Here is an 18,691-nt window from a genome sequence, read left to right on the forward strand (position 1 = left end):
CCCGGTCGCGATGGCGATGCACAGCATCCAGACGCTGCCGCTGTGGCTGGCGATCGGCGGTGTCGTGGTCTCGTATCTGTTCTACATGGTCTACCCGGCGATCCCGGCGGCCTTCGCGCGGATCTTCGGCCCGATCGTGACCATCCTGGAGAACAAGTACTACATGGACTGGTTCAACGAGAACGTGCTGGCGCGCGGCGCCCGCCTGATCGGTACCGGTCTGTGGAAGGGCGGCGATCAGGGCGTCATCGACGGCGTGCTGATCAACGGCTCGGCGCGCACGGTGGGCGGCGTCGCCGGCCTGGTGCGCCTGATCCAGACCGGCCACCTGTACTGGTACGCGCTGGTGATGATCCTGGGTGTCGTGGGTCTGATGACCTGGCAGCTGTGGCCTTACATGGGGCCCCAATTCAAGGCCCTGTTCGGCCTCTGACGCGGGCGGAGAATAAGAATGTTGCTAAGTCTGTCCATTTGGCTGCCCATCGTCATTGGGAGCCTGTTGCTCGCGATCGGTCGCGAGAACAACGCCGGCGCGGCGCGCTGGCTGGCGCTGGTCGGCTCCATCATCTCGTTCCTGGTGACGCTTCCGCTGATCAGCGGTTTCGACACCTCGACCGCAGCGATGCAGTTCGTCGAGAACGCATCCTGGATCGAGCGCTTCAACATCCACTACCACCTGGGTGTGGATGGCATCTCGATGTGGTTCGTCCCGCTGACGGCCTTCATCTCGATCATCGTGGTGATCGCGGCCTGGGAAGTGATCGAGACGCGGGTGCACCAGTACCTGGGCGCCTTCCTGATCCTGAGCGGCTTGATGATCGGCGTGTTCTGCGCGCTCGACGGCATGCTGTTCTACGTGTTCTTCGAGGCCACGCTGATCCCGATGTACATCATCATCGGCGTGTGGGGCGGTCCTCGTCGCGTGTACGCGGCCTTCAAGTTCTTCCTGTACACGCTGGCCGGCTCGCTGCTGATGCTGATCGCGCTGCTGTATCTCTACAGCCAGTCGGGCAGCTTCGAGATCCTGGAATGGCACAAGCTGCCGCTGGCGATGCCGGCGCAGACGCTGCTCTTCTTCGCCTTCTTCGCGGCCTTCGCGGTGAAGGTGCCGATGTGGCCGGTGCACACGTGGTTGCCGGATGCTCACGTGGAAGCGCCGACCGGCGGCTCGGTGGTCCTGGCGGCCATCATGCTGAAGCTGGGCGCCTACGGCTTCCTGCGCTTCTCGCTGCCGATCGCGCCTGATGCGGCCCGTCATTACGACTGGTTCATCATCGGCCTGTCCCTGACCGCGGTGATCTACATCGGTCTGGTGGCCATGGTCCAGCGCGACATGAAGAAGCTGGTGGCCTACTCGTCGGTCGCCCACATGGGCTTCGTGACCCTGGGCTTCTTCATCTTCAACGAGCTGGGCGTCTCGGGCGGCCTGGTGCAGATGATCTCGCACGGCTTCGTGTCGGGCGCGATGTTCCTGTGCATCGGCGTGCTGTACGACCGCGTCCACTCGCGTGAGATCGCCGATTACGGCGGCGTGGTCAACACCATGCCCAAGTTCGCGGCGCTGGCGGTGTTCTTCGGCATGGCCAACTGCGGTCTGCCGGCGACGGCGGGCTTCGTGGGCGAATGGATGGTGATCCTGGGCGCGGTGGCGCACAACTTCTGGATCGGCCTGCTGGCGGCCACGGCGCTGATCTTCGGCGCGGCGTACACGCTGTGGATGATCAAGCGCGTCTACTTCGGCCCGGTGACCAACGACAACGTCCGCAACCTGACCGACATCAACGCGCGTGAGTTCCTGATGCTGGGCGTGCTGGCGCTGGCGACCCTCTACATGGGTCTGTACCCGAAGCCGTTCACCGACGTGATGCACCAGTCCGTCGACGCGCTGCTCAAGCACGTCGCGGTCTCCAAGCTCCAATAAGGACCCAACACAATGAACGACATGAACTGGGTCGCGGTCTATCCCGAAATCCTGTTGCTGGTGCTGGCCTGCGTGGTCGCGCTGGTGGACCTGTTCGTCACCGACCCGCGTCGCACGCCGACCTACTGGCTCACGCAGCTGAGCCTGGTCGTCGTCGGTGCGATGCACTTCTGCGCGATGGGCAACGCGTCCGTCGACGCGATGCAAGGCATGCTGGTCATCGACCCGCTGAGCCATCTGCTGAGCGGCGTCAGCTGCATCGCCCTGATCGTCACGCTGGTCTACGCGCGTCCGTACGCGGAGTCGCGCGACATGCTCAAGGGTGAGCTGTTCACGCTGAGCCTGCTGTCGCTGCTGGGCGTGTCGGTGATGGTGGCCTCCAACAACTTCCTGATGATCTATCTGGGTCTGGAGTTGATGAGCCTGTCGCTGTACGCGCTGACGGCGCTGCGTCGTGACCACACGGTCTCGACCGAAGCCGCGATGAAGTACTTCGTGCTGGGCGCCCTGGCCTCGGGCTTCCTGCTCTACGGCCTGTCGATGATGTACGGCGCGACCGGCTCGCTGGCGATCCCGCGCGTCTTCGAAGTGATCTCCACCGGCGTGCCCAACAAGGCCGTCATGATCCTGGGCGTGGTCTTCGTGGTCGCCGGTCTGGGCTTCAAGCTCGGCGCCGCCCCCTTCCACATGTGGGTCCCCGACGTCTACCAAGGCGCTCCGACCGCCGCGACGCTGCTGATCGGCGGCGCTCCCAAGCTGGCCGCGCTGGGCATCACCCTGCGTCTGCTGGTGGAAGGCATGCTGGGTCTGGCCAATGACTGGCAGCAGATGTTGCTGGTGATGGCGGTGGCCTCGCTGGTCGTGGGCAATCTGGCCGCGATCGCGCAGACCAACCTCAAGCGCATGCTGGCCTACTCGACGATCTCGCAGATGGGCTTCGTCGTGCTGGGTCTGGCCTCGGGCGTGGTGAACGGCCAAGCCGACAACCATGCGCTGAACGCCTACAGCTCGGCCATGTTCTACGCGATCACCTACGTGCTGACCACGCTAGGCAGCTTCGGCCTGGTGATGCTGCTGGCGCGCCAGGGCTTCGAGTCCGAACAGATCAGCGATCTGGCCGGCCTGTTCAAGCGCAGCCCCTGGTATGCGCTGGTGATGGCGATCTACATGTTCTCGCTGACCGGTATTCCGCCGACCGTGGGCTTCTACGGCAAGCTGGCCGTGCTCCAAGCCATGATCACGACCGGCCAATCGCTGTACCTGTGGCTGGCGGTGATCGCGGTGATCCTGTCGCTGGTCGGCGCGTTCTACTACCTGCGCGTGGTCAAGGTCATGTTCTTCGACGAGCCGACCGATCACACGCCCCTGAACGCCCCGGCTGACGCTCGCATCGTGATGTCGCTGAACGGCATCGCCGTGCTGGTCTTCGGTCTGCTGCCCGGTGGCCTGCTGGCTCTGTGCAGCCAGGCCGTGACCCGCGCCCTGGCGCACTGATCAGGCTCACGGATCCGCGCGGACCATGGAGCAGGGCGCTTCGATCTGGACGGTGCTGGTGGTCGCGCTGGTCGCGGCCAACCTCCCGTATCTCAGCCCGCGGATCCTGCTGATCGGTCCGCGCCGCGAGCCCAAGGCCGGCGGCTGGCGCGTGCTGGAAGTGGCGCTGCTGGCGCTGATCACGCTGGCCATCGGCTTCGGACTCGAGTCCCGGCTGGGCCAGCGTTTTCCGCAAGGCTGGGAGTTCTACGCCGCCGGGCTGGCCTTGTTCGTGACGCTGGGCTTCCCCGGCTTTGTGTGGCGCTATCTGCGCCGCTCCCGATCCAAGGTGCGCGAGTTCGATGACGAAGAAACTGCCTGAAGCGAATCCCCCCGTTGAATCCCAGGACGAGGTGATCGGCATCCCGCCGGCCGGCGATTCCGACAAGCATCTGCGCGAGACCCCGCTGGCATCCGACTGGATCCTGCGGGGTCGTTTTCTTCAGGTGAAGCGCGACCGCGTCGCGCTGCCCGACGGCCGGGAGGCCTCTCGCGAGTACATCCGTCACCCCGGCGCCGCCGTGGTCGTCCCGCTGCTGGACGATGGCCGCGTGCTGCTGGAGCGCCAGTACCGCTATCCGCTGGGCCGTGTGGTCACGGAGTTTCCCGCCGGCAAGCTGGATCCGCAGGAATCGCCGCTGCGCTGCGCGATGCGCGAGCTGCTGGAGGAAACCGGCTACACCGCCCGCGAGTGGGCCTACGCCGGCGTGATGCACAACGCGATCGCCTATTCCGACGAGCGCATCGAGATCTTCTTCGCGCGCGGTCTGCAGGCCGGCGAGCGCCGGCTGGACGAGGGCGAGTTCCTCGACCTGGTCGAGCTGAGCGAGGACGAGCTGGATCGCATGGCTTTCGACGGCCGCATCAGCGACGCCAAGTCGCTGGTCTGTCTGCAATGGCTGCAGCGCTGGCGGGCCGGCGCATGGCCTTTGCAGTGGATCAGCGCGGACGAGGCCGCAAGCCGCTAGCATCGTCGGATCATGTTGGTGCTCAACCTCGCCTGCGAGGCCGGACACAGCTTCGAGGGCTGGTTCGCGTCCGCGTCCGATTTCGACTCGCAGCAGCAGCGCGGCCTGTTGAGCTGTCCGCTGTGCAACAGCGCGCAGGTGCGCAAGATGCCGAGCGCGCCGCGGCTCAATCTTGGCGCCGAGTCCTCCGCGTCAGCCGCTGCGTCCACGTCGACGTCCGTGCCCCCGACGACTCCCACGCCCATCGAATTGCAACGCCAGGTCCTGCAAGCGGTGCGCACGATGATGGCCAACACCGAGGACGTCGGCGACCGCTTCGCCACCGAGGCGCGCCGCATCCATTACGGCGAGGCCGAAGAGCGCGGCATCCGCGGCCGCGCCACGCCCGACGAGGCGCGCGAGCTGGCCGACGAGGGCATCGAGGTCGTCGCGCTGCCGGTGCTCGATGCGTTGAAGGATCCGTTGCAATAACACCCTGAGATCCGTTGCCCGCTTGCTTCCGACACCCGCCCGGTGTCGAATCAGCCGGTCCCAGAACACGGAGATCAGGTTCATGAAGTCATTCCGTTTGCTCGTCTGCGCGGCCGCGGCCGGCGCGTCGCTGGCCTTCGCGCCGTCAGAGTCGGTGCTCGCGGCATCCGTCGCGCCGGTCATGGCGCCCAACGGCATGGTGGTCACGGCCCAGCACCTGGCCACGCGCGTGGGCGTGGACGTCCTCAAGGACGGCGGCAACGCGGTCGACGCGGCGGTGGCCGTCGGCTACGCGCTGGCGGTGGTCTATCCGGCGGCCGGCAACCTGGGCGGCGGCGGCTTCATGACCGTCCAACTGGCCGACGGCCGCAAGACCTTCCTCGACTTCCGCGAGAAGGCGCCGCTGGCGGCCAAGGCCGACATGTACCTCGACAAGGACGGCAACGTCGTCAAGGGCCTGAGCACCCACGGCCACCTCGCGGTGGGCGTGCCCGGCACCGTGTCGGGCCTCGAATACGCGCGCGAGAAGTACGGAACGATGAAGCGCACCGCGCTGATCGCGCCGGCGATCGCACTGGCCGAGCGCGGCTTCGCGCTGCAGCAGGGCGACGTGGACATGTTCCACACCGCGACCAAGGACTTCGAGGCCGATCCGGCCTCCGGCGCCATCTTCCTGAACAAGGGCAAGCGCTTCGAGGTCGGCGACAAGCTGGTGCAGAAGGACTTGGCGCGCACGCTGCGAGAGATCAGCGTCAAGGGCACGGACGGCTTCTACAAGGGCTGGGTGGGGCAGGCCATCGTGGCGTCCAGCCAGGCCGGCAAGGGCATCCTGACGCAGGCCGACCTGGACCAGTACAAGACGCGCGAGCTGGCGCCCGTCGAATGCGATTACCGCGGCTACCACGTGGTGTCCGCGCCGCCGCCGAGTTCCGGCGGCGTCGTCATCTGCGAGATGCTGAACATCCTCTCGGGCTATCCGCTGCGGGAGCTGGGCTGGGGTTCGGCGCAGGGCGTGCATTACCAGATCGAAGCGATGCGGCATGCCTACGTCGATCGCAACAGCCAGCTGGGCGATCCGGACTTCGTGAAGAACCCCATCCAGCGGCTGCTGGATCCGGCCTACGCGGACAAGATCCGTGCCGCCATCGATCCGACGAAAGCGGCGTCGTCGGCGGCGCTCAAGCCCGGGGTCGCGCCGCATGAGGGCAGCAACACCACGCATTTCTCGATCGCGGACAAGTGGGGCAATGCGGTGTCGGTGACCTACACGCTGAACGACTGGTTCGGCGCGAAGGTCACGGCGGCCAAGACCGGCGTGCTGCTGAACAACGAGATGGACGACTTCACCTCGAAGGTCGGCGTGCCCAACATGTACGGCCTGGTGCAGGGCGAGGCCAACGCCATCGCGCCCGGGAAGCGGCCGCTGTCGTCGATGAGCCCGACCATCGTGAGCAAGGACGGCAAGCCGGTGATGGTGGTGGGCACGCCGGGGGGCAGCCGCATCATCACGGCGGTGCTGCTGACCATGATCAACGCGATCGACTACGACATGAACGTGCAGGAGGCGGTGGACGCGCCGCGCTTCCACCAGCAATGGCAGCCGGAGGCGACCAATGTCGAGCGCTACGCGCTGTCGCCCGACACGCGCCGGATGCTGGAGGCGATGGGCCACCAGTTCGGCAAGCCGCAGGAGGCGAACCATCTCGCCGCCATCATCATCGGCGCGCCCTCGCTGACCGGGAAGCCGGTCGGGAACAACCGCTTCTACGGCGCGAACGATCCGCGGCGGAACACGGGCTTGGCGTTGGGTTATTGAGGATCGGCGGGCCGCCGGCGCGAGCGCGTCGGCGGCTGCGCCGATCACAGCTTGCGGGGCTTGTCGCCGGCCTCGGCCTTCATCGCCGCAACGTCCGATGCCGGCAGAGTGCGCACGCGCAGGACGAGCTCGGTGCCCGGCTCACCGTCGGGCGAAGTGTGCAGACCCGCGTCCTTGCCGTCCTCGATCTGGATCGCGGCGTTCTTGACCAACGGCTTGCCGCCCAGGCTGATGTCGAAGCCCACGAGCACATGCGTCGGGTCGACCCGGCGCGGCACGGCTTCGATGCGGACCTGATCGGGCGTGGGCTCGTAGGGCTTGCCGCCCATCACGACCAAGGCGCGCTCGCCGTCGTTGGTGAGGAGTCGCAGCTGCGGGATCAGCTTCTGCTGCGTGCCGCCGGCCGCATCGCGCTGGTTGAACTGCACGATCATTTCCAGCGCGATCGGTTCGCCCTTGGTGGCAGAGGCCTCGGTGGGCGCTGCTGCGTTGACCGCATGCACCGCGCCGCCGGCGCCGAGCGCCAGGGCGCAGAGGGAGAGCGCGCCCATCAGTCGGCGCGAGCGGGAACGGGGGCGAACAGCCAGCATGGCAACTCTTTCGATCAATGGGTGGGATGAGCGCCAGCCGGACCACGGCTGGAGCGGGGACGGGGACTCTTGCGCACGCAGCAGCGCACGGCCGTAATCGGCTTGGCTACCGGGGTGGTCGCGCATCACGGCGTGGTCGCAGGAGAGTTCCTGATCAGCGCGCATCGCGCGCAGCGCCAGCCAAGCGACGGGGTTGAACCAGTGCAGCGCGCAAAGCGCGGCGGCCAGGGCATTCCAGTGGTTGTCGAGGCGTCGGCGATGGACCTCCTCATGGGCGAGGACCAGGGGACGTTGGCGCGCGTCGAAGCGCTGCTCAAAGTCCGGCGGCAGGACCAGCCGGGCCGGCCACAGACCGACCAGCGCCGGGCCTTGCTCGCCGATCCAATGCGGACTGCCGTCCTCGCGCGCCAGGGACGCGCCAAAGCGCCGCTGCAGCCAGACCATGCGCGTTGCGATGGCCAGCGCGCCCAGAGCCCAGAGCGTGAGCGCAAGCGCGATGGCCAGCGCATGACCGGTTCCCAGCGGGGGGAGGGTCAACGCCGGCGAATGGGCGAGCACCGGGGCGATCTGCTCGACGATCTGCGCCGAGACCTGCGCGGCCGGACGGCTTACTGGCAGGAGCGCCACGACGAGCAGCAGCGGCAGCGCGGCCCAGCTCGCATAGGCAAGACCTGGCCCGAACTGACGCGCGATGAGGCGCCTCAAGGCGAGCAGCCCGATCGCGACGAGGGAAAGCAGAAGCGTCTGCTTCAGCAGGCCATGGAGCAGAACCTCAGCCATTTCGCTTCGCTCCTTTGACGGGATTGGCGGGCTTGGCGGAGGCTTCGGAACTCGACGCCTTGGCGTCCCGGGACTCGTACTCCTCGATCAGCTGTTTGAGCGCCTTCACATCGCTGGCCTTGAGCTTGCGATGCGACGAGAAGTGCGCCACCAGCGGCGCGAGGCTGCCGCCGAAGAGGCGGTCGAGCAGCGACAGGCTTTCGCCATGGGCCCAGTCGGCGCGCGGGAAGCGCGGCGCGTAGAGGAAGCGGCGACCGTCGCGCTCGGCGACGAGCGCGTCCTTCTTGAGCAGCCGGTTCAGCAGCGTCTTGACCGTGGCGAGCTGCCAGTCCTGCTGCTCGGCCAGCGCGGCGGCGATGTCCTCGGCCGACAGCGGCGAGGACTGCCACAGCACTTCCATGACCTGCGCCTCGGCCTCGGTGATCGGGGGGAGTTCCTGCTTCATGCGAGTCGACGATGTGTCGTTTACGTCGGTAATCGTTGAATGATTACAGCTGTAAATGAAGTCGTCAACTCAGGGTTGATGCGGAGCGCGCGCGGCGTCGGCCAGGTCGTCGGGGTGAACCATCAGCGCGCGCACGCGCAGCAGGGTGGCGTACTGGTGCAGGACGCCGAGGAATCGAGGCGAGGTCCGAAGCGCGTCCCAGACCGGTGTCAACGCCCGAGCCTCGACTGCGTCGCCTCGTTCGAGTCGCGCGGCGACCTCGAGGCTGGTCTCCGCGCTGAGCAGCTGCATCCGACTCGCCGCGCTGAGGAGACGAGGGCGGAGATCCTCGTCGCCATCGCAGCAGTAGAGGAGGCGGCCGCCGAGATCCGGTGCGTCCGCGTCGAGTGCGGCGAGCGAGGCGCCGGTCAGGCGCAACTCGCCGGAGGCGGTCTTGAACAGGTAGGTCGCGCACGGATCGGCGGCGCGAAGCAGCCGCAGCCCGCGCAGCAGCTTGGGGAGGTCGGTCGATGCGGCATCGGCCGAAGCCTTGGCCTCGATGAGCAGCATCAGGTGCCAGGTCTCGCCCTCGGCGCGTCGGAGCAAGGCCACGTCCCACTCGACCTTGGCGCCTGAGGCGTCGCCGGCCAGCAGGCCGGGGACGCGCAGTGAGCTGGCGATGCGCCAGCGGGGCGTCGTCGGGTCGCCGTGCCCGTTGAGCTGGCCGGCGAGAAGCGCCATCGCGTCGGCGCAGAGCGCCTCGCCGCGGGCGCCGCGTCGTTGGGCCTGCGCGCCTTGATCGAGCGCGGCCTCGCTGCCCGCGGCGGGACCTTGTTGTTGGATCATCGCGCGATAGCGGAGGACAAGGGCATCGCTGGAGAGCTCGTCCAGGCGGATGAGGCGGGCCAGCGAGGCGTCGTCGTGGAGCGCGGGGAGGGCGCGCAGGGCGGGCCAGTCCATGCGGGTCGCCGCGTGATGCAGGAGGGCCAAGGCGTCACGCGCGGGGCCGGGGGATTGACGCGCCAGCTTCGCGGGATGGGCTGTCGCGTTCACGATCGACTTGACGTGTCGGCGGTCCGTATCGGCGCCGGCGGAGAGCGAGGCGTACTCGCGTACGCGCGGCTCGTGGTGGCGCAGCACCATGACTTGGAAAGAAGCGTCGCCACGATCCGGATGCATCGCGTCGCGGATCAGACGGAGCAGGGTATCCGTGAAGAGCGCGTGTTCATCGGGGGTTGTCGGGCCGCCGCTCTCGACCGCGATGCGTGCGCGTTCGATCGCGAATGCGAGGGCGGTCCAGGGATCGGTTCGCCGTGCCTCGGCGGCGTTGCGTGGCAACTCCGGCACGCGATGTCGGCGTGTCGCGATGCGCGAGAGCACGGACGCGAGCGTGGGATCGGGCGGGGTCGAGGACATGCACGGATTGTGCGGGGCGGGGTGGGGTACTTCGGCGAGCTCGAAGACCCTCTCCCCAGCCCTCTCCCGCAAGCGGGCGAGGGGGTAAGGCGGGCGCTCTCCCACAAGCGAGAGCGCTCGGTCTCGGCGGCTCCCTCTCCCGCTTGCGGGAGCGCTCGGTCTCTGTGGCTCCCTCTCCCGCTCGCGGGAGAGGGCGGGGGAGAGGGTCTTCGAGGTCCTCGAAGCGCTCGGTCTCGGCGGCTCCCTCTCCCGCTTGCGGGAGCGCTCGGTCTCTGTGGCTCCCTCTCCCGCTTGCGGGAGAGGGCGGGGGAGAGGGTCTTCGAGCTCTTCGCAGACCCCCACCCGCCATGCCTTACTTCCCCCGCTGATCCAGCCGCTTCAAGATCTCGTACCCGGCGCTGATCCGATCCTCATTCGGATAAAAGCGATTCGCCAGCATCACCACGCCGATGCGGCGCTCCGGCACGTAGAGCACGTACGCGCCGAAGCCCCGGGTCGAGCCGGTCTTGTTGAACAGCCGTGGGCCCTCGGGCGTTTTCGCCAGCCGCTTGACCGGCACCAGTTCCCGCGCGATCGAGTTGCCCGCCTGCAGCTGATCCAGCGCGACCGGCCACGCGTACTGTTCCCAGCCCAGCGCCTGGGTCATCGGTCCGTGCTCGTAATAGCCGACATGCGTCCCTTCGATCGCCTGGCGCGCCGCCACGGGCAGGCCGCTCGGATCGATGTTCAACTGGACGAATCGGATCAGATCCCCCGCCGTGGTCTTGATGCCGTAGGCCTCGGCGTCCAGCACGCCGGGATTCACTCGCGTCGGCTTGTCTTGTCGATAGCCCCAGGCGTAATCGCCCATCGCGCCGGCCGGGACGCGGATGTGGGTGTGCTTCAGACCCAGCTGAGGCAGCAGCTCCGATTCCATCGCGTCGGCGAAGCTCCGCTTGAGCGCGACTGCCGCCACATGCCCGAACAGCCCGATGCTGGGGTTGGAGTACAGCCGCTTCTCACCGGGCGCCGCGACCGGCTGCCAGTTCTGGAAGTAGCGCAGCATGCCGGCGTCGCCCTGCGCCTCGACTTCGTCGGGCACCTGCAGCGGCAGGCCGCCTGCCGTGTAGGTCCCCAGTTGCAGCAGCGTCGCCCGGTCGATGCGATGGCCCTTGAGCGCGGGCAGGTACTGGCCGGGATGATCGTCCAGCGCCATCTTGCCGCGCGCCACCGCGTAGGTCGCGAGCGTCGCGTTGTAGGTCTTGCTCACCGAGCCGACCTCGAACAACGTCGCGTCGTCGACGGGACGCTGGGTCTCGCGAGACGCCACCCCGTAGTTGAAGACGTAGGCGCGACCGTCGACGGTCACCGCCACGGCCATGCCGGGGATATCGTGCTTGGCGATCAGCGGCCGGATCGCGGCGTCGACGACGGCGCGCAGCGTGGCGGCCTCGGTCGTGCCGGGCGTGTCCGTGCTCGTGCCGGTGGCGCCGGCGGATTTGTCCGACTGCGCCGCGGCGGGCAGGGCGCAGGCGGCGAGCAGCGCGGCGGCGGCCACTGTCGCCAGGGAGCTCAAAGTCGCGGGGATGCGCTGGAGCCAATGCATGGAAGTCACCTCTTGGAAAATCGCCGTCGCGACGTGCGCGGCATGGGCAGGACGATAGGCCGGACGGACCGAACAGCGGCTCGGAAGTCCGGTTACACGTCCGATGCCGTAACGACGGCACGCTGATCGAGGATCTGCAGTTCAGACGGCGGGTGTGAGCCCGCCATGACGCCCGTCGCGCGGGCGTCATCTCGGGCTCGCTATGATCCCGGTCGCCCCGCCCACCCATTCCATCGTTCATTCAAACAAGAGGGCGGGGGCGACAGGGAGTGTCATCACATGCGGTTGGTTTTGCTGCTGATCGTCGCGGCGTTTGTGGGCGTACTGGCCTGGAAGAAGCGCGACGAGATTCCGTTGCTGCGCGAGGCGCAGACGCAGATCCCCAAGGAATTCAAGTTCGACAACGGCAGCGACAAGCCGCTGCCGCCGCTGCCCCCGCCCTTGAGTGAGACCAAGGACAGCGCGGCCGGCGGCGTGCGCCGCTGCGTGGTCGACGGCAAGACGCTCTACACGAGCGATCCGTGCCCCAAGGGCGCGGTGGAGCACCAGGTCAAGGGCGGCAACATTTCCGTCTACACGCCGCCCAAGCCGCCGGAGCAGAGATCCTCCGGCATCCCCAACGTCCGCGACCTGGCTGGGCCCAAGCTGGACCTGCAGGACAAGATGATCGAGCGCGCCGAGCGCGGACAGTGAGACCGCGCCGCCTCGCCCGAGCAAGGGGCGGCATGGCCTGACCCGGGGCTCGCGCGGCGGACCCGGTGGCGACGATCAGGGCTGGATCTCGAAGACCAGCACTTGATTGCGATCAGTGGGCGAGTCCGCAGTCGGGAAGTTGTCATCCGCGACCACGACCAGGCTGCGGCGGCCGTTGGCCAGTCGCGGCCCGAAGGTCATGCCCTCCAGATTGGCGATGCCGCCCAGCTGCGTCTTGAGCGTCTCGAAGTCCAGCACCAGGCGCTTGGTCACCGGCGTCGCGCCGGTGAGCGAGGCCGCCGTCAGCACGTTGGTCGCGGCGGCGGTGTCGATCTCGTAGAGCCGCACCTGGTTGCCGATCACGCCGACCGAGAAGCTGCGCTCCAGCACCAGAAAACGCGTCGCCGACAGCGCCAGGATCTCGGTCGGGCCGTTGACGGTGAAGGCGTCGGCCGGCACCGGCGCGGCCTGCACCTTCTCGATCGGATACAGGTACTGCGCGGCGGCCTGACCCGAGGCGCGATCGAAGCGCGTCAGGCGCGAGGCGCTGCCGGTCGTGGTGGTCGGCGCGGCGCCGTCCTGCAGCAGCGCGCCCTCCATCAGCACCCAGGCGGACTTGCCGTCCGGCGAGAAGCTCAATCCCTCGAAGACCAGGTTGCCGCGCGGGCCGGTGTTGTCGGCGCTCATCTTGAACATCGGCGGCAGGCTGTACTCGCGCGCATGCGTGCCTTGCGGCGTGATCTCGCGGATGAAGGGATCGATGATGCGCGCCGGCGCGGCCAGCGTGCGGTCGCCCTCGCTGAGCCAGACGTAGTTCCCGTTGACCGGGTCGATGCGGACCGACTCCGGATCGGCCACCTTGGCGTCGGGCACCTTCGGATAGTCCCCGCCGCCCGGCTGCTTCATGGTCACGACGCCGGTGAAGGTCACCGCGCTGAAAGTGCTCGCGTCGAAGGCCAGCTTGGCCGTGTACATGCGCGGCGCGTTGGACGAATCGGTGGTCGTGCGGTCGTCGCTGACGAAGAGGTAGCTGTCGCTCTTGGCGTCGTAGTCCACGCCGGACAGGCCGCCAACCGTCGTGCCCTGATAGTTCATGCGGCGCGGCAGGACCTGCTGGCCGATCAGGCGCAGGCTGGACACGCTGACGTCGGACGAGGTCTCGTCGTCGCTGCCGCCGCAGGCGCAGAGCAGGGCGGCGGCGGCCAGCGCCAGGGCCGTCGGGACGGCGGCGAGGCGGACGGAGTGGCTGAAGGCGTTGTGGAAGGAGCGGCGAAGGGCGTGACCCAGGGACTTCGTGATCGGCATGACAGGCATTCGTTGATGATGCGTGTCATGTTCTTTGCTGGATGTTGCGGTGTGGTGACGGCGCGCCTCGCCTGCGCGCGATCAACCCCGCCGCGCCGGGGTCAGGCTTTGCGTCCGACCTTGCCGACCGACTCCGCGGGCCATACGGCCAGCAGCGCGCGGCCGCCCACGAACACGATCACGCACAGGGCTAGCGCGATCAGCTTGGCGACGGAGAACAGCCCCATCAGGCACAGCGTCAACCAGGCGAAGGTGGGCATGCCCCAGACGTCCATGGCCATGCCTACCAGGGTCAGCAGGTCCTCGGCCACATCGGCGCCGACGAGCCCCGCAGGCAGCCAGCCCATCGCCAGCAGCCACCACGGCGCCGGGTCATGCGGCTGGCGCCATCCCGCCGCCCAGGTGAACACGCGCGAGGACAGCCGCGCCAGCAGATAGCCCGCCATCGCCAGGAAGGCCAGATCCCAGACCATGCCCCAGACCACGCCCGCGCGCAGTCCCGGCACGCCGATCAGCGTCGGCGGATCCAGCGCGCGCTTGAGCACCACGTCGGCCTGCAACTCCGCATAGCCGACGGCCGCGAGCGGCGCGTCCAGCAGGAAGTCGCGCGTCCCGTCGACGACCGCGCGCCAGTCCAGCGGCGTGGCGGGCAGGGCGATCTCCAGGTTCGCGCGGTCGCGCAGATTCCAGCCCGACAGCGCCAGGCACAGCCAGGCGAGCACCAGCGCCGCCAGCATCCAGGCGACCGAGCGCCGCTGATCCCAGACGCTGGGGCCGGGGCGCGGGGTCGGTGGACATTGCGGCTGGACGTCGACCAGGATGGGCGGGCGGTCGGGAATGCGGACGCTCTCCGTCGTCATGCGCCGCACCGTCATGCCGGCGAGCGCCCAGATCGGCGAGTCGTGCAGCGCGTCGTGGCGCAGCGGTACGGCACCGGGGAAGGCTTCCGGCAGCGGCATGCCGAAGGCGCCGTCGCCCTTGGGCAGCGGACCCAGCGGCGGAACGCCGAGCTCGCTGGCCGCCTCATCGATCATCCATTGCAGCGAGGCGTCGGCCAGACCGGTGCGGCCATGCGGATGCAGCGGGTCGTCGGGCGAGCTCATGGGATAGCTGCCGCCGACGTCGCAGTGCACACCCGGGAACCAGCACTGGCGCAGCGTGCGCACGATGGCGCGTCCCTTGACGTCGATGCCGTCGATGTCGGCATGGCAGGGCGAGTCGTAGACGCGGGGAAGGAAAGGCCAGCGGTGCTCGTCGAAGGCCAGCGCGTGCCGCACGTTGAGCATGTGCGGCTTGTCCGCGAAGGTCGCCGTGGCCGGGTTGGTGCGGGAGCCGAAGGGCGGCAGGCCGACCGACTCCACCGTGTCCCAGACGCCGACCCAATGGATGTCGGCGGGCCGGGCGAAGTTGTTGCGGACCTGACGGGCGAGGTCGTTGCGGTCGGCGCTGTCGGCGGATTCCTCGGCGGGGCGGCCGGGCTCCGCGGCGGCCTTGCCGGGATGGGCCCAGGCGCGGTGCAGCGATCGCGTCAGCGACTGGCCCAGGGTCTTGCGGTTGGCGGCCTGGTCGTGCTCGGGCGGCAGCGAGAAGTAGATACGGATCAGCGTCGGGATCAGCTCGCGGTGCTCGGGCCGCAGGATGCCGAAGAGATTGACCATCCCGACGATCGCGCGCGCGGTGAAGGCGCCGCGGGAAAAGCCGAAGCAGAAGATGCGGTCGTCGCTCTGCTCGCTGTACTCGCGCATCAGGAAGGCGTAGCCCTCGCCGATGTTGTCGTAGACGCCCTGGCCCGAGGCCAGGCCCGAGACGCGCTCGGTCGTGCGCTTGAGCCAGTCCAGCAGGTCCGTGGGCGGCGCTGACTGCGGCGACCCGACGCCGGGGTCGTAATAGAGCAGCGTCGGGATGGTCGGCTGCTGGTTGCGCAGATAGCCGAAGAGCTTGAGGACGTTGGTGTCCTGGTAGCCGCCGGTCAGCGTGTTGTTGGTGCCGTCGCAGCACAGCACCAGGTTGCGCTTGGGGAGCGAGGGTGTATCCAAGAAGGCCTCCTGCGCGGCGCTCATGCGCCGTCGAATGAGGCCGACCTTAGCTCACTCGCGGCGCTCGGGTTGTTTCTCCTTGTCCCTCTCCTTGTCGTCCGCGTGTCGCGGATCCCGGTGAGGCTGGCTCGCCGCCGGATGCGGCGCGCGCGCCGTGGCCTGCGCCCGCCCGCGCTCGCGGGCCTGCTGCTCCTGCTGGCGCTGGACCTGCTGCTCGTGTTGACGCTGCGCCTGCTGTTCATGCTGTTGCTCGCGCTGCTGCTCACGTTGCTGCATGTCCTGGTCGCGCCGCATCTGTTGATCGCGCATCTGGCGATCGCGCTGCGCTTGCTGGTCGCGCATCTGCTGGTCGCGCATCTGCTGGTCTCGCTGGGCCTGTTGGTCGCGGCGCTCCTGATCGCGCATCTGCTGATCGCGTTGGGCCTGCTGCTCCCGCATCTGCTGCTCGCGCTGCGATGCCTGGATCTGCTGATCGCGCCGCTGTTCGTCATGCAGCTGTTGATCTCGGACCTGTTGATCGCGCTGGCGTTGGGCCTGTTGAGCCTGCTGTGCATCCTGCAATGGCATGCCCGGTGCACGCCCGCGCGGCGAGTAGGTCGGCACGGCGGCGTTGCTCGCGGGGACCGGCGCCGGGGCGTGGACTTGCGCCGGCAGCGCTGCCGCCAGATGCGCCGCGGCGGGCACGTTGTTCTGGAAGGCCTTGCCGCTGGCCGTGGCGCCGGCGGGCGCCACGATGGTCACGTTCGTGATGTTGGTGACGTTGCGGACGTTGTTGATGTTGGTCGTCGTGTTGTTGACCGTGTTGTTGGCCGTGTTGTGGACGCTGTTGTCGATGTTGACGTTGTGCTGGATGCGCATGCCGACGTTGACCACCGGCGGCGCGCTGACGACCACGGCCGGCGGCGTGCCGATCGGCGCGGGCACGATCAGACCGGGCCGCGATCCGGGCGGCGGCGGCACGAACACCCCCATCGGGCCCATCGGCCGCGAGCCGCCGCCGATCGCCACTTCCACGGCCAGGTGCAGCCCGGACGGCGGCGGCACGAAGGCCACGTCATGCGCCGCCCAGAAGCCGGAGACGAAGACCACCGCGCCGTCGCGGTGCTCGTAATAGGGCTGGACCCAGACGTAGTCCGGCCGCGGCGGCGCCGACCAGCGGCCCGCGCACCAGACCCAGCGGCTTTGATGCCAGCCCCAGTAGCCGCCGGTCCACACGGCGCCCGGGAAGGGCGAGGGCGGCGGGACCTCCACCAGCATCGGCGGCGGAGCGACGTCGACGAAGACCGGCTCGGGCTGGACCAGCGGCGGCTCGATGTAGACGCTGACCGGCGGAGGCGGCGGGGTCCAGGCGGGAGCGCCCACGCGCATGTCGGCGCGGACGCTGGTGTGGGCGGGCGCCACGCAGCCGGCCAATGCCGCGGCGGCGACGGCCGCGGCCAGGGCGGTGAGACGCAAGGAATGACGCGGGGTCATGGTTGTCCTTTTGGGATGAGCGGAATGTCCCCGCCCAACGCCCGCCGGCGGCGTCCGTTGACGCCCGTTCCGCCGCGCGGTTTCCGGTCGTAAGCCGCTTCGTGAGGGCCGCGTGAGGAAGATTTCAGCGTCCCGTTCAGCCCCGTTCAGAACCCGTCGACGCCAAGTGCGGGCGGCGTGCCGAGCTCGTGAGGAAGCCGCCGCCGACGCGTGACGATCGCCCCTGAGCGGATGTACCCGCGCCGTACCCATCCCCCTTCCGGGGGCGCTTGCGACGAAACGCTGATTCCCGAGGATGAGCCGCGCGCATGACCACCTTCACGGGTCGGGGATGACGTTAAGCTAGCGCGCCTTTTTGCGCTTTGCGCACGCGGCACACATCTTTACGCCATTCGAAGCCTCTTCTGAAAGAGGCCCCGCTTCCCGCCACGTTCCTCCTGGAGCCCGCTTCATGTTGCGTCTCTCGCTGATCGCCCTTGTCACTGCGTCCCTGCTTGCCGGTTGCGGCAAACCCGGAGGGGGCGACAAGCAGGCCGCGACACCCGCGGACGCCGCCGCCAGCGCGCCCAGCCTGCTCGTGGCCAACGAGGACGTCCTGACCCTGGGCATCTCCGAATACGCCAGCGGCCCCGTCATCACCGGCTCCATCCAGCCCGAGCGCCGCGCCGATCTGCGCGCCGAGCTGCAAGCCATCGTGCTGCAGGTCTACAAGGAGAACGGCGAGCGCGTGAAGCGCGGCGACCTGCTGGTCCGCCTGGACGACACCGCCATCCGCGACTCGGTGCAGTCCGCCGACGAAGCCGCCCGCGCCGCGGGCCAGAGCTTCGAGCAGGCCGAGCGCCAGTACCAGCGCCTGAAGACGCTGCAAGCCCAAGGCATGAGCTCCATCCAGGCCATGGAGGATGCCGAGATCCGCCGCAACAACGCGCAGAGCGATCTGGTGGGCGCCCGCGCCCGCCTCGCCACCGCCCGCCAGCAGCAGCAGCGCACCGAGGTGCGCGCGCCCTTCGACGGCGTGGTCAGCGACCGCAAGGTCTCGCCCGGCGACTCCGCCCAGCTGGGCAAGGAGCTGATCAAGGTCATGGACCCGGGCTCGATGCGCTTCGAGGGGCTGGTCTCGGCCGACCGCATGTCCGAGCTCAAGCTCGGCCAGACCGTCTTCTTCCGCGTCAACGGCTATCCGCAGATCGACTTCCAGGGCAAGGTGCGCCGCATCGCCCAGGCGGCCAACGCCAGCACGCGTCAGGTCGAGGTGCTGGTGGACTTTGCCGGCCAGCAACAGCCCGGCGTCGCCGGCCTGTATGCCGAGGGCCGCGTGCAGACGACCAGCGTCTCGGCGCTGATGGCCACCGACGGCGCGCTGGTGCGCGAGGGCGACAAGAGCTATGTCTGGCGCATCGACGGCGGCAAGGTCGTCAAGACCCCGGTGCAGCTGGGGGCGCGAGACGACCGACAAGGTCTCTACGTCGTGACCGGCGGCCTGAAGCAGGGCGATCGCATCCTGCGCAATCCGACCAGCACCCTGATCAGCGGCCAGCGTGTCGAGCTGGGCAAGGCCCCGGCCGTCGCCGGCGGCGCCGGCCTGAACTCGAGCAAGGGCGCGCCCGCCGCGGCGCCCACGGGCGGCGCCGCCACGCCGGCCCTGCCGATGGCTTCGGCCGCGTCGGCGCAGTGATGCGC

At 68.7% G+C, this 18,691-nt stretch carries 15 protein-coding genes and 1 pseudogene; 9 read left to right on the forward strand and 7 right to left on the reverse strand.

Annotated features, from left to right (window positions below; translation table 11 throughout):
• The 7 genes and pseudogenes from ABDW59_RS19115 to ggt all read left to right on the forward strand — a co-directional run.
• Nucleotides 1-433 (forward strand): annotated as a pseudogene (locus ABDW59_RS19115) (NADH-quinone oxidoreductase subunit L); the annotation flags it as partial.
• A gap of 18 nt (nt 434-451) precedes the next feature.
• The gene (locus tag ABDW59_RS19120; RefSeq protein WP_343632036.1) at nt 452-1,921 is read left to right on the forward strand and encodes an NADH-quinone oxidoreductase subunit M; all 1,470 of its coding nucleotides are present in this window, start codon (nt 452-454) and stop codon (nt 1,919-1,921) included.
• Nucleotides 1,922-1,933: 12 nt separating this feature from the next.
• Nucleotides 1,934-3,415: an NADH-quinone oxidoreductase subunit NuoN gene (gene nuoN / locus ABDW59_RS19125; RefSeq protein ID WP_343632038.1), complete on the forward strand. Its 1,482-nt coding sequence runs from the start codon at nt 1,934-1,936 to the stop codon at nt 3,413-3,415.
• 25 nt (nt 3,416-3,440) lie between these two features.
• On the forward strand, nt 3,441-3,776 hold the full coding sequence (locus ABDW59_RS19130; RefSeq protein ID WP_343632040.1) for a DUF2818 family protein: 336 nt from the start codon (nt 3,441-3,443) through the stop codon (nt 3,774-3,776).
• The gene (locus ABDW59_RS19135; RefSeq protein WP_343632042.1) at nt 3,757-4,422 is read left to right on the forward strand and encodes an NUDIX hydrolase; all 666 of its coding nucleotides are present in this window, start codon (nt 3,757-3,759) and stop codon (nt 4,420-4,422) included. The genes ABDW59_RS19130 and ABDW59_RS19135 overlap by 20 nt, the downstream gene beginning before the upstream one ends.
• A gap of 12 nt (nt 4,423-4,434) precedes the next feature.
• Nucleotides 4,435-4,893, forward strand: coding sequence for a DUF1178 family protein (locus ABDW59_RS19140; protein WP_343632044.1), 459 nt, complete (start codon nt 4,435-4,437; stop codon nt 4,891-4,893).
• A gap of 196 nt (nt 4,894-5,089) precedes the next feature.
• Nucleotides 5,090-6,709: a gamma-glutamyltransferase gene (gene ggt, locus ABDW59_RS19145; RefSeq protein WP_343632117.1), complete on the forward strand. Its 1,620-nt coding sequence runs from the start codon at nt 5,090-5,092 to the stop codon at nt 6,707-6,709.
• Nucleotides 6,710-6,753: 44 nt separating this feature from the next.
• Here ggt and ABDW59_RS19150 read toward each other — a convergent pair whose 3' ends face one another.
• The 4 genes from ABDW59_RS19150 to ampC form a co-directional block, all read right to left on the reverse strand.
• Entirely contained in the window at nt 6,754-8,079 is a 1,326-nt protein-coding gene (locus tag ABDW59_RS19150) for a M56 family metallopeptidase (RefSeq protein WP_343632046.1), read from the reverse strand.
• Nucleotides 8,072-8,524 (reverse strand): BlaI/MecI/CopY family transcriptional regulator, encoded by a 453-nt coding sequence (locus ABDW59_RS19155; protein ID WP_343632048.1) that lies wholly within the window; start codon nt 8,522-8,524, stop codon nt 8,072-8,074. Before ABDW59_RS19155 ends, ABDW59_RS19150 begins: the two co-directional genes overlap by 8 nt.
• A gap of 69 nt (nt 8,525-8,593) precedes the next feature.
• Entirely contained in the window at nt 8,594-9,919 is a 1,326-nt protein-coding gene (locus ABDW59_RS19160) for a 3-deoxy-D-arabino-heptulosonate 7-phosphate synthase (RefSeq protein ID WP_343632050.1), read from the reverse strand.
• Nucleotides 9,920-10,271: 352 nt separating this feature from the next.
• Nucleotides 10,272-11,504: a class C beta-lactamase gene (gene ampC, locus ABDW59_RS19165; RefSeq protein WP_343632053.1), complete on the reverse strand. Its 1,233-nt coding sequence runs from the start codon at nt 11,502-11,504 to the stop codon at nt 10,272-10,274.
• Nucleotides 11,505-11,783: 279 nt separating this feature from the next.
• Between ampC and ABDW59_RS19170 the strand changes: the two genes are divergently transcribed.
• On the forward strand, nt 11,784-12,197 hold the full coding sequence (locus ABDW59_RS19170) for a hypothetical protein (RefSeq protein WP_343632055.1): 414 nt from the start codon (nt 11,784-11,786) through the stop codon (nt 12,195-12,197).
• A gap of 75 nt (nt 12,198-12,272) precedes the next feature.
• Here ABDW59_RS19170 and ABDW59_RS19175 read toward each other — a convergent pair whose 3' ends face one another.
• From ABDW59_RS19175 to ABDW59_RS19185, 3 genes are all read right to left on the reverse strand, one after another.
• Complete coding sequence (locus ABDW59_RS19175) at nt 12,273-13,502, reverse strand: esterase-like activity of phytase family protein (protein ID WP_343632057.1); 1,230 nt, start codon at nt 13,500-13,502, stop codon at nt 12,273-12,275.
• Nucleotides 13,503-13,603: 101 nt separating this feature from the next.
• Nucleotides 13,604-15,538: a DUF2235 domain-containing protein gene (locus ABDW59_RS19180; protein ID WP_343632059.1), complete on the reverse strand. Its 1,935-nt coding sequence runs from the start codon at nt 15,536-15,538 to the stop codon at nt 13,604-13,606.
• Between the two features lie 51 nt (nt 15,539-15,589).
• A complete protein-coding gene (locus ABDW59_RS19185) occupies nt 15,590-17,011 on the reverse strand; it encodes a YXWGXW repeat-containing protein (RefSeq protein WP_343632061.1) in 1,422 nt (473 codons plus the stop codon).
• A gap of 451 nt (nt 17,012-17,462) precedes the next feature.
• On the opposite strand from ABDW59_RS19185, the gene ABDW59_RS19190 reads away from it, so the two are divergent.
• Complete coding sequence (locus ABDW59_RS19190; protein ID WP_343632063.1) at nt 17,463-18,686, forward strand: efflux RND transporter periplasmic adaptor subunit; 1,224 nt, start codon at nt 17,463-17,465, stop codon at nt 18,684-18,686.
• The last annotated feature ends 5 nt before the right edge of the window (nt 18,687-18,691 follow it).

It is taken from the genome of Roseateles sp., from assembly GCF_039595295.1.
In the GTDB taxonomy this organism is placed as follows: domain Bacteria; phylum Pseudomonadota; class Gammaproteobacteria; order Burkholderiales; family Burkholderiaceae_C; genus Roseateles.

Coding starts and splice junctions, on each gene's coding strand:
- ABDW59_RS19160 (WP_343632050.1), bottom strand. CDS start 9,919: ATGTCCTCGACCCCGCCCGATCCCACGCTCGCGTCCGTGCTCTCGCGC.
- ggt (WP_343632117.1), top strand. CDS start 5,090: ATGGTGGTCACGGCCCAGCACCTGGCCACGCGCGTGGGCGTGGACGTC.
- ABDW59_RS19185 (WP_343632061.1), bottom strand. CDS start 17,011: ATGACCCCGCGTCATTCCTTGCGTCTCACCGCCCTGGCCGCGGCCGTC.
- ABDW59_RS19120 (WP_343632036.1), top strand. CDS start 452: ATGTTGCTAAGTCTGTCCATTTGGCTGCCCATCGTCATTGGGAGCCTG.
- ABDW59_RS19170 (WP_343632055.1), top strand. CDS start 11,784: ATGCGGTTGGTTTTGCTGCTGATCGTCGCGGCGTTTGTGGGCGTACTG.
- ABDW59_RS19150 (WP_343632046.1), bottom strand. CDS start 8,079: ATGGCTGAGGTTCTGCTCCATGGCCTGCTGAAGCAGACGCTTCTGCTT.
- ABDW59_RS19130 (WP_343632040.1), top strand. CDS start 3,441: ATGGAGCAGGGCGCTTCGATCTGGACGGTGCTGGTGGTCGCGCTGGTC.
- ampC (WP_343632053.1), bottom strand. CDS start 11,504: ATGCATTGGCTCCAGCGCATCCCCGCGACTTTGAGCTCCCTGGCGACA.
- ABDW59_RS19175 (WP_343632057.1), bottom strand. CDS start 13,502: ATGCCGATCACGAAGTCCCTGGGTCACGCCCTTCGCCGCTCCTTCCAC.
- ABDW59_RS19190 (WP_343632063.1), top strand. CDS start 17,463: ATGTTGCGTCTCTCGCTGATCGCCCTTGTCACTGCGTCCCTGCTTGCC.
- ABDW59_RS19140 (WP_343632044.1), top strand. CDS start 4,435: ATGTTGGTGCTCAACCTCGCCTGCGAGGCCGGACACAGCTTCGAGGGC.
- ABDW59_RS19135 (WP_343632042.1), top strand. CDS start 3,757: ATGACGAAGAAACTGCCTGAAGCGAATCCCCCCGTTGAATCCCAGGAC.
- ABDW59_RS19155 (WP_343632048.1), bottom strand. CDS start 8,524: ATGAAGCAGGAACTCCCCCCGATCACCGAGGCCGAGGCGCAGGTCATG.
- nuoN (WP_343632038.1), top strand. CDS start 1,934: ATGAACGACATGAACTGGGTCGCGGTCTATCCCGAAATCCTGTTGCTG.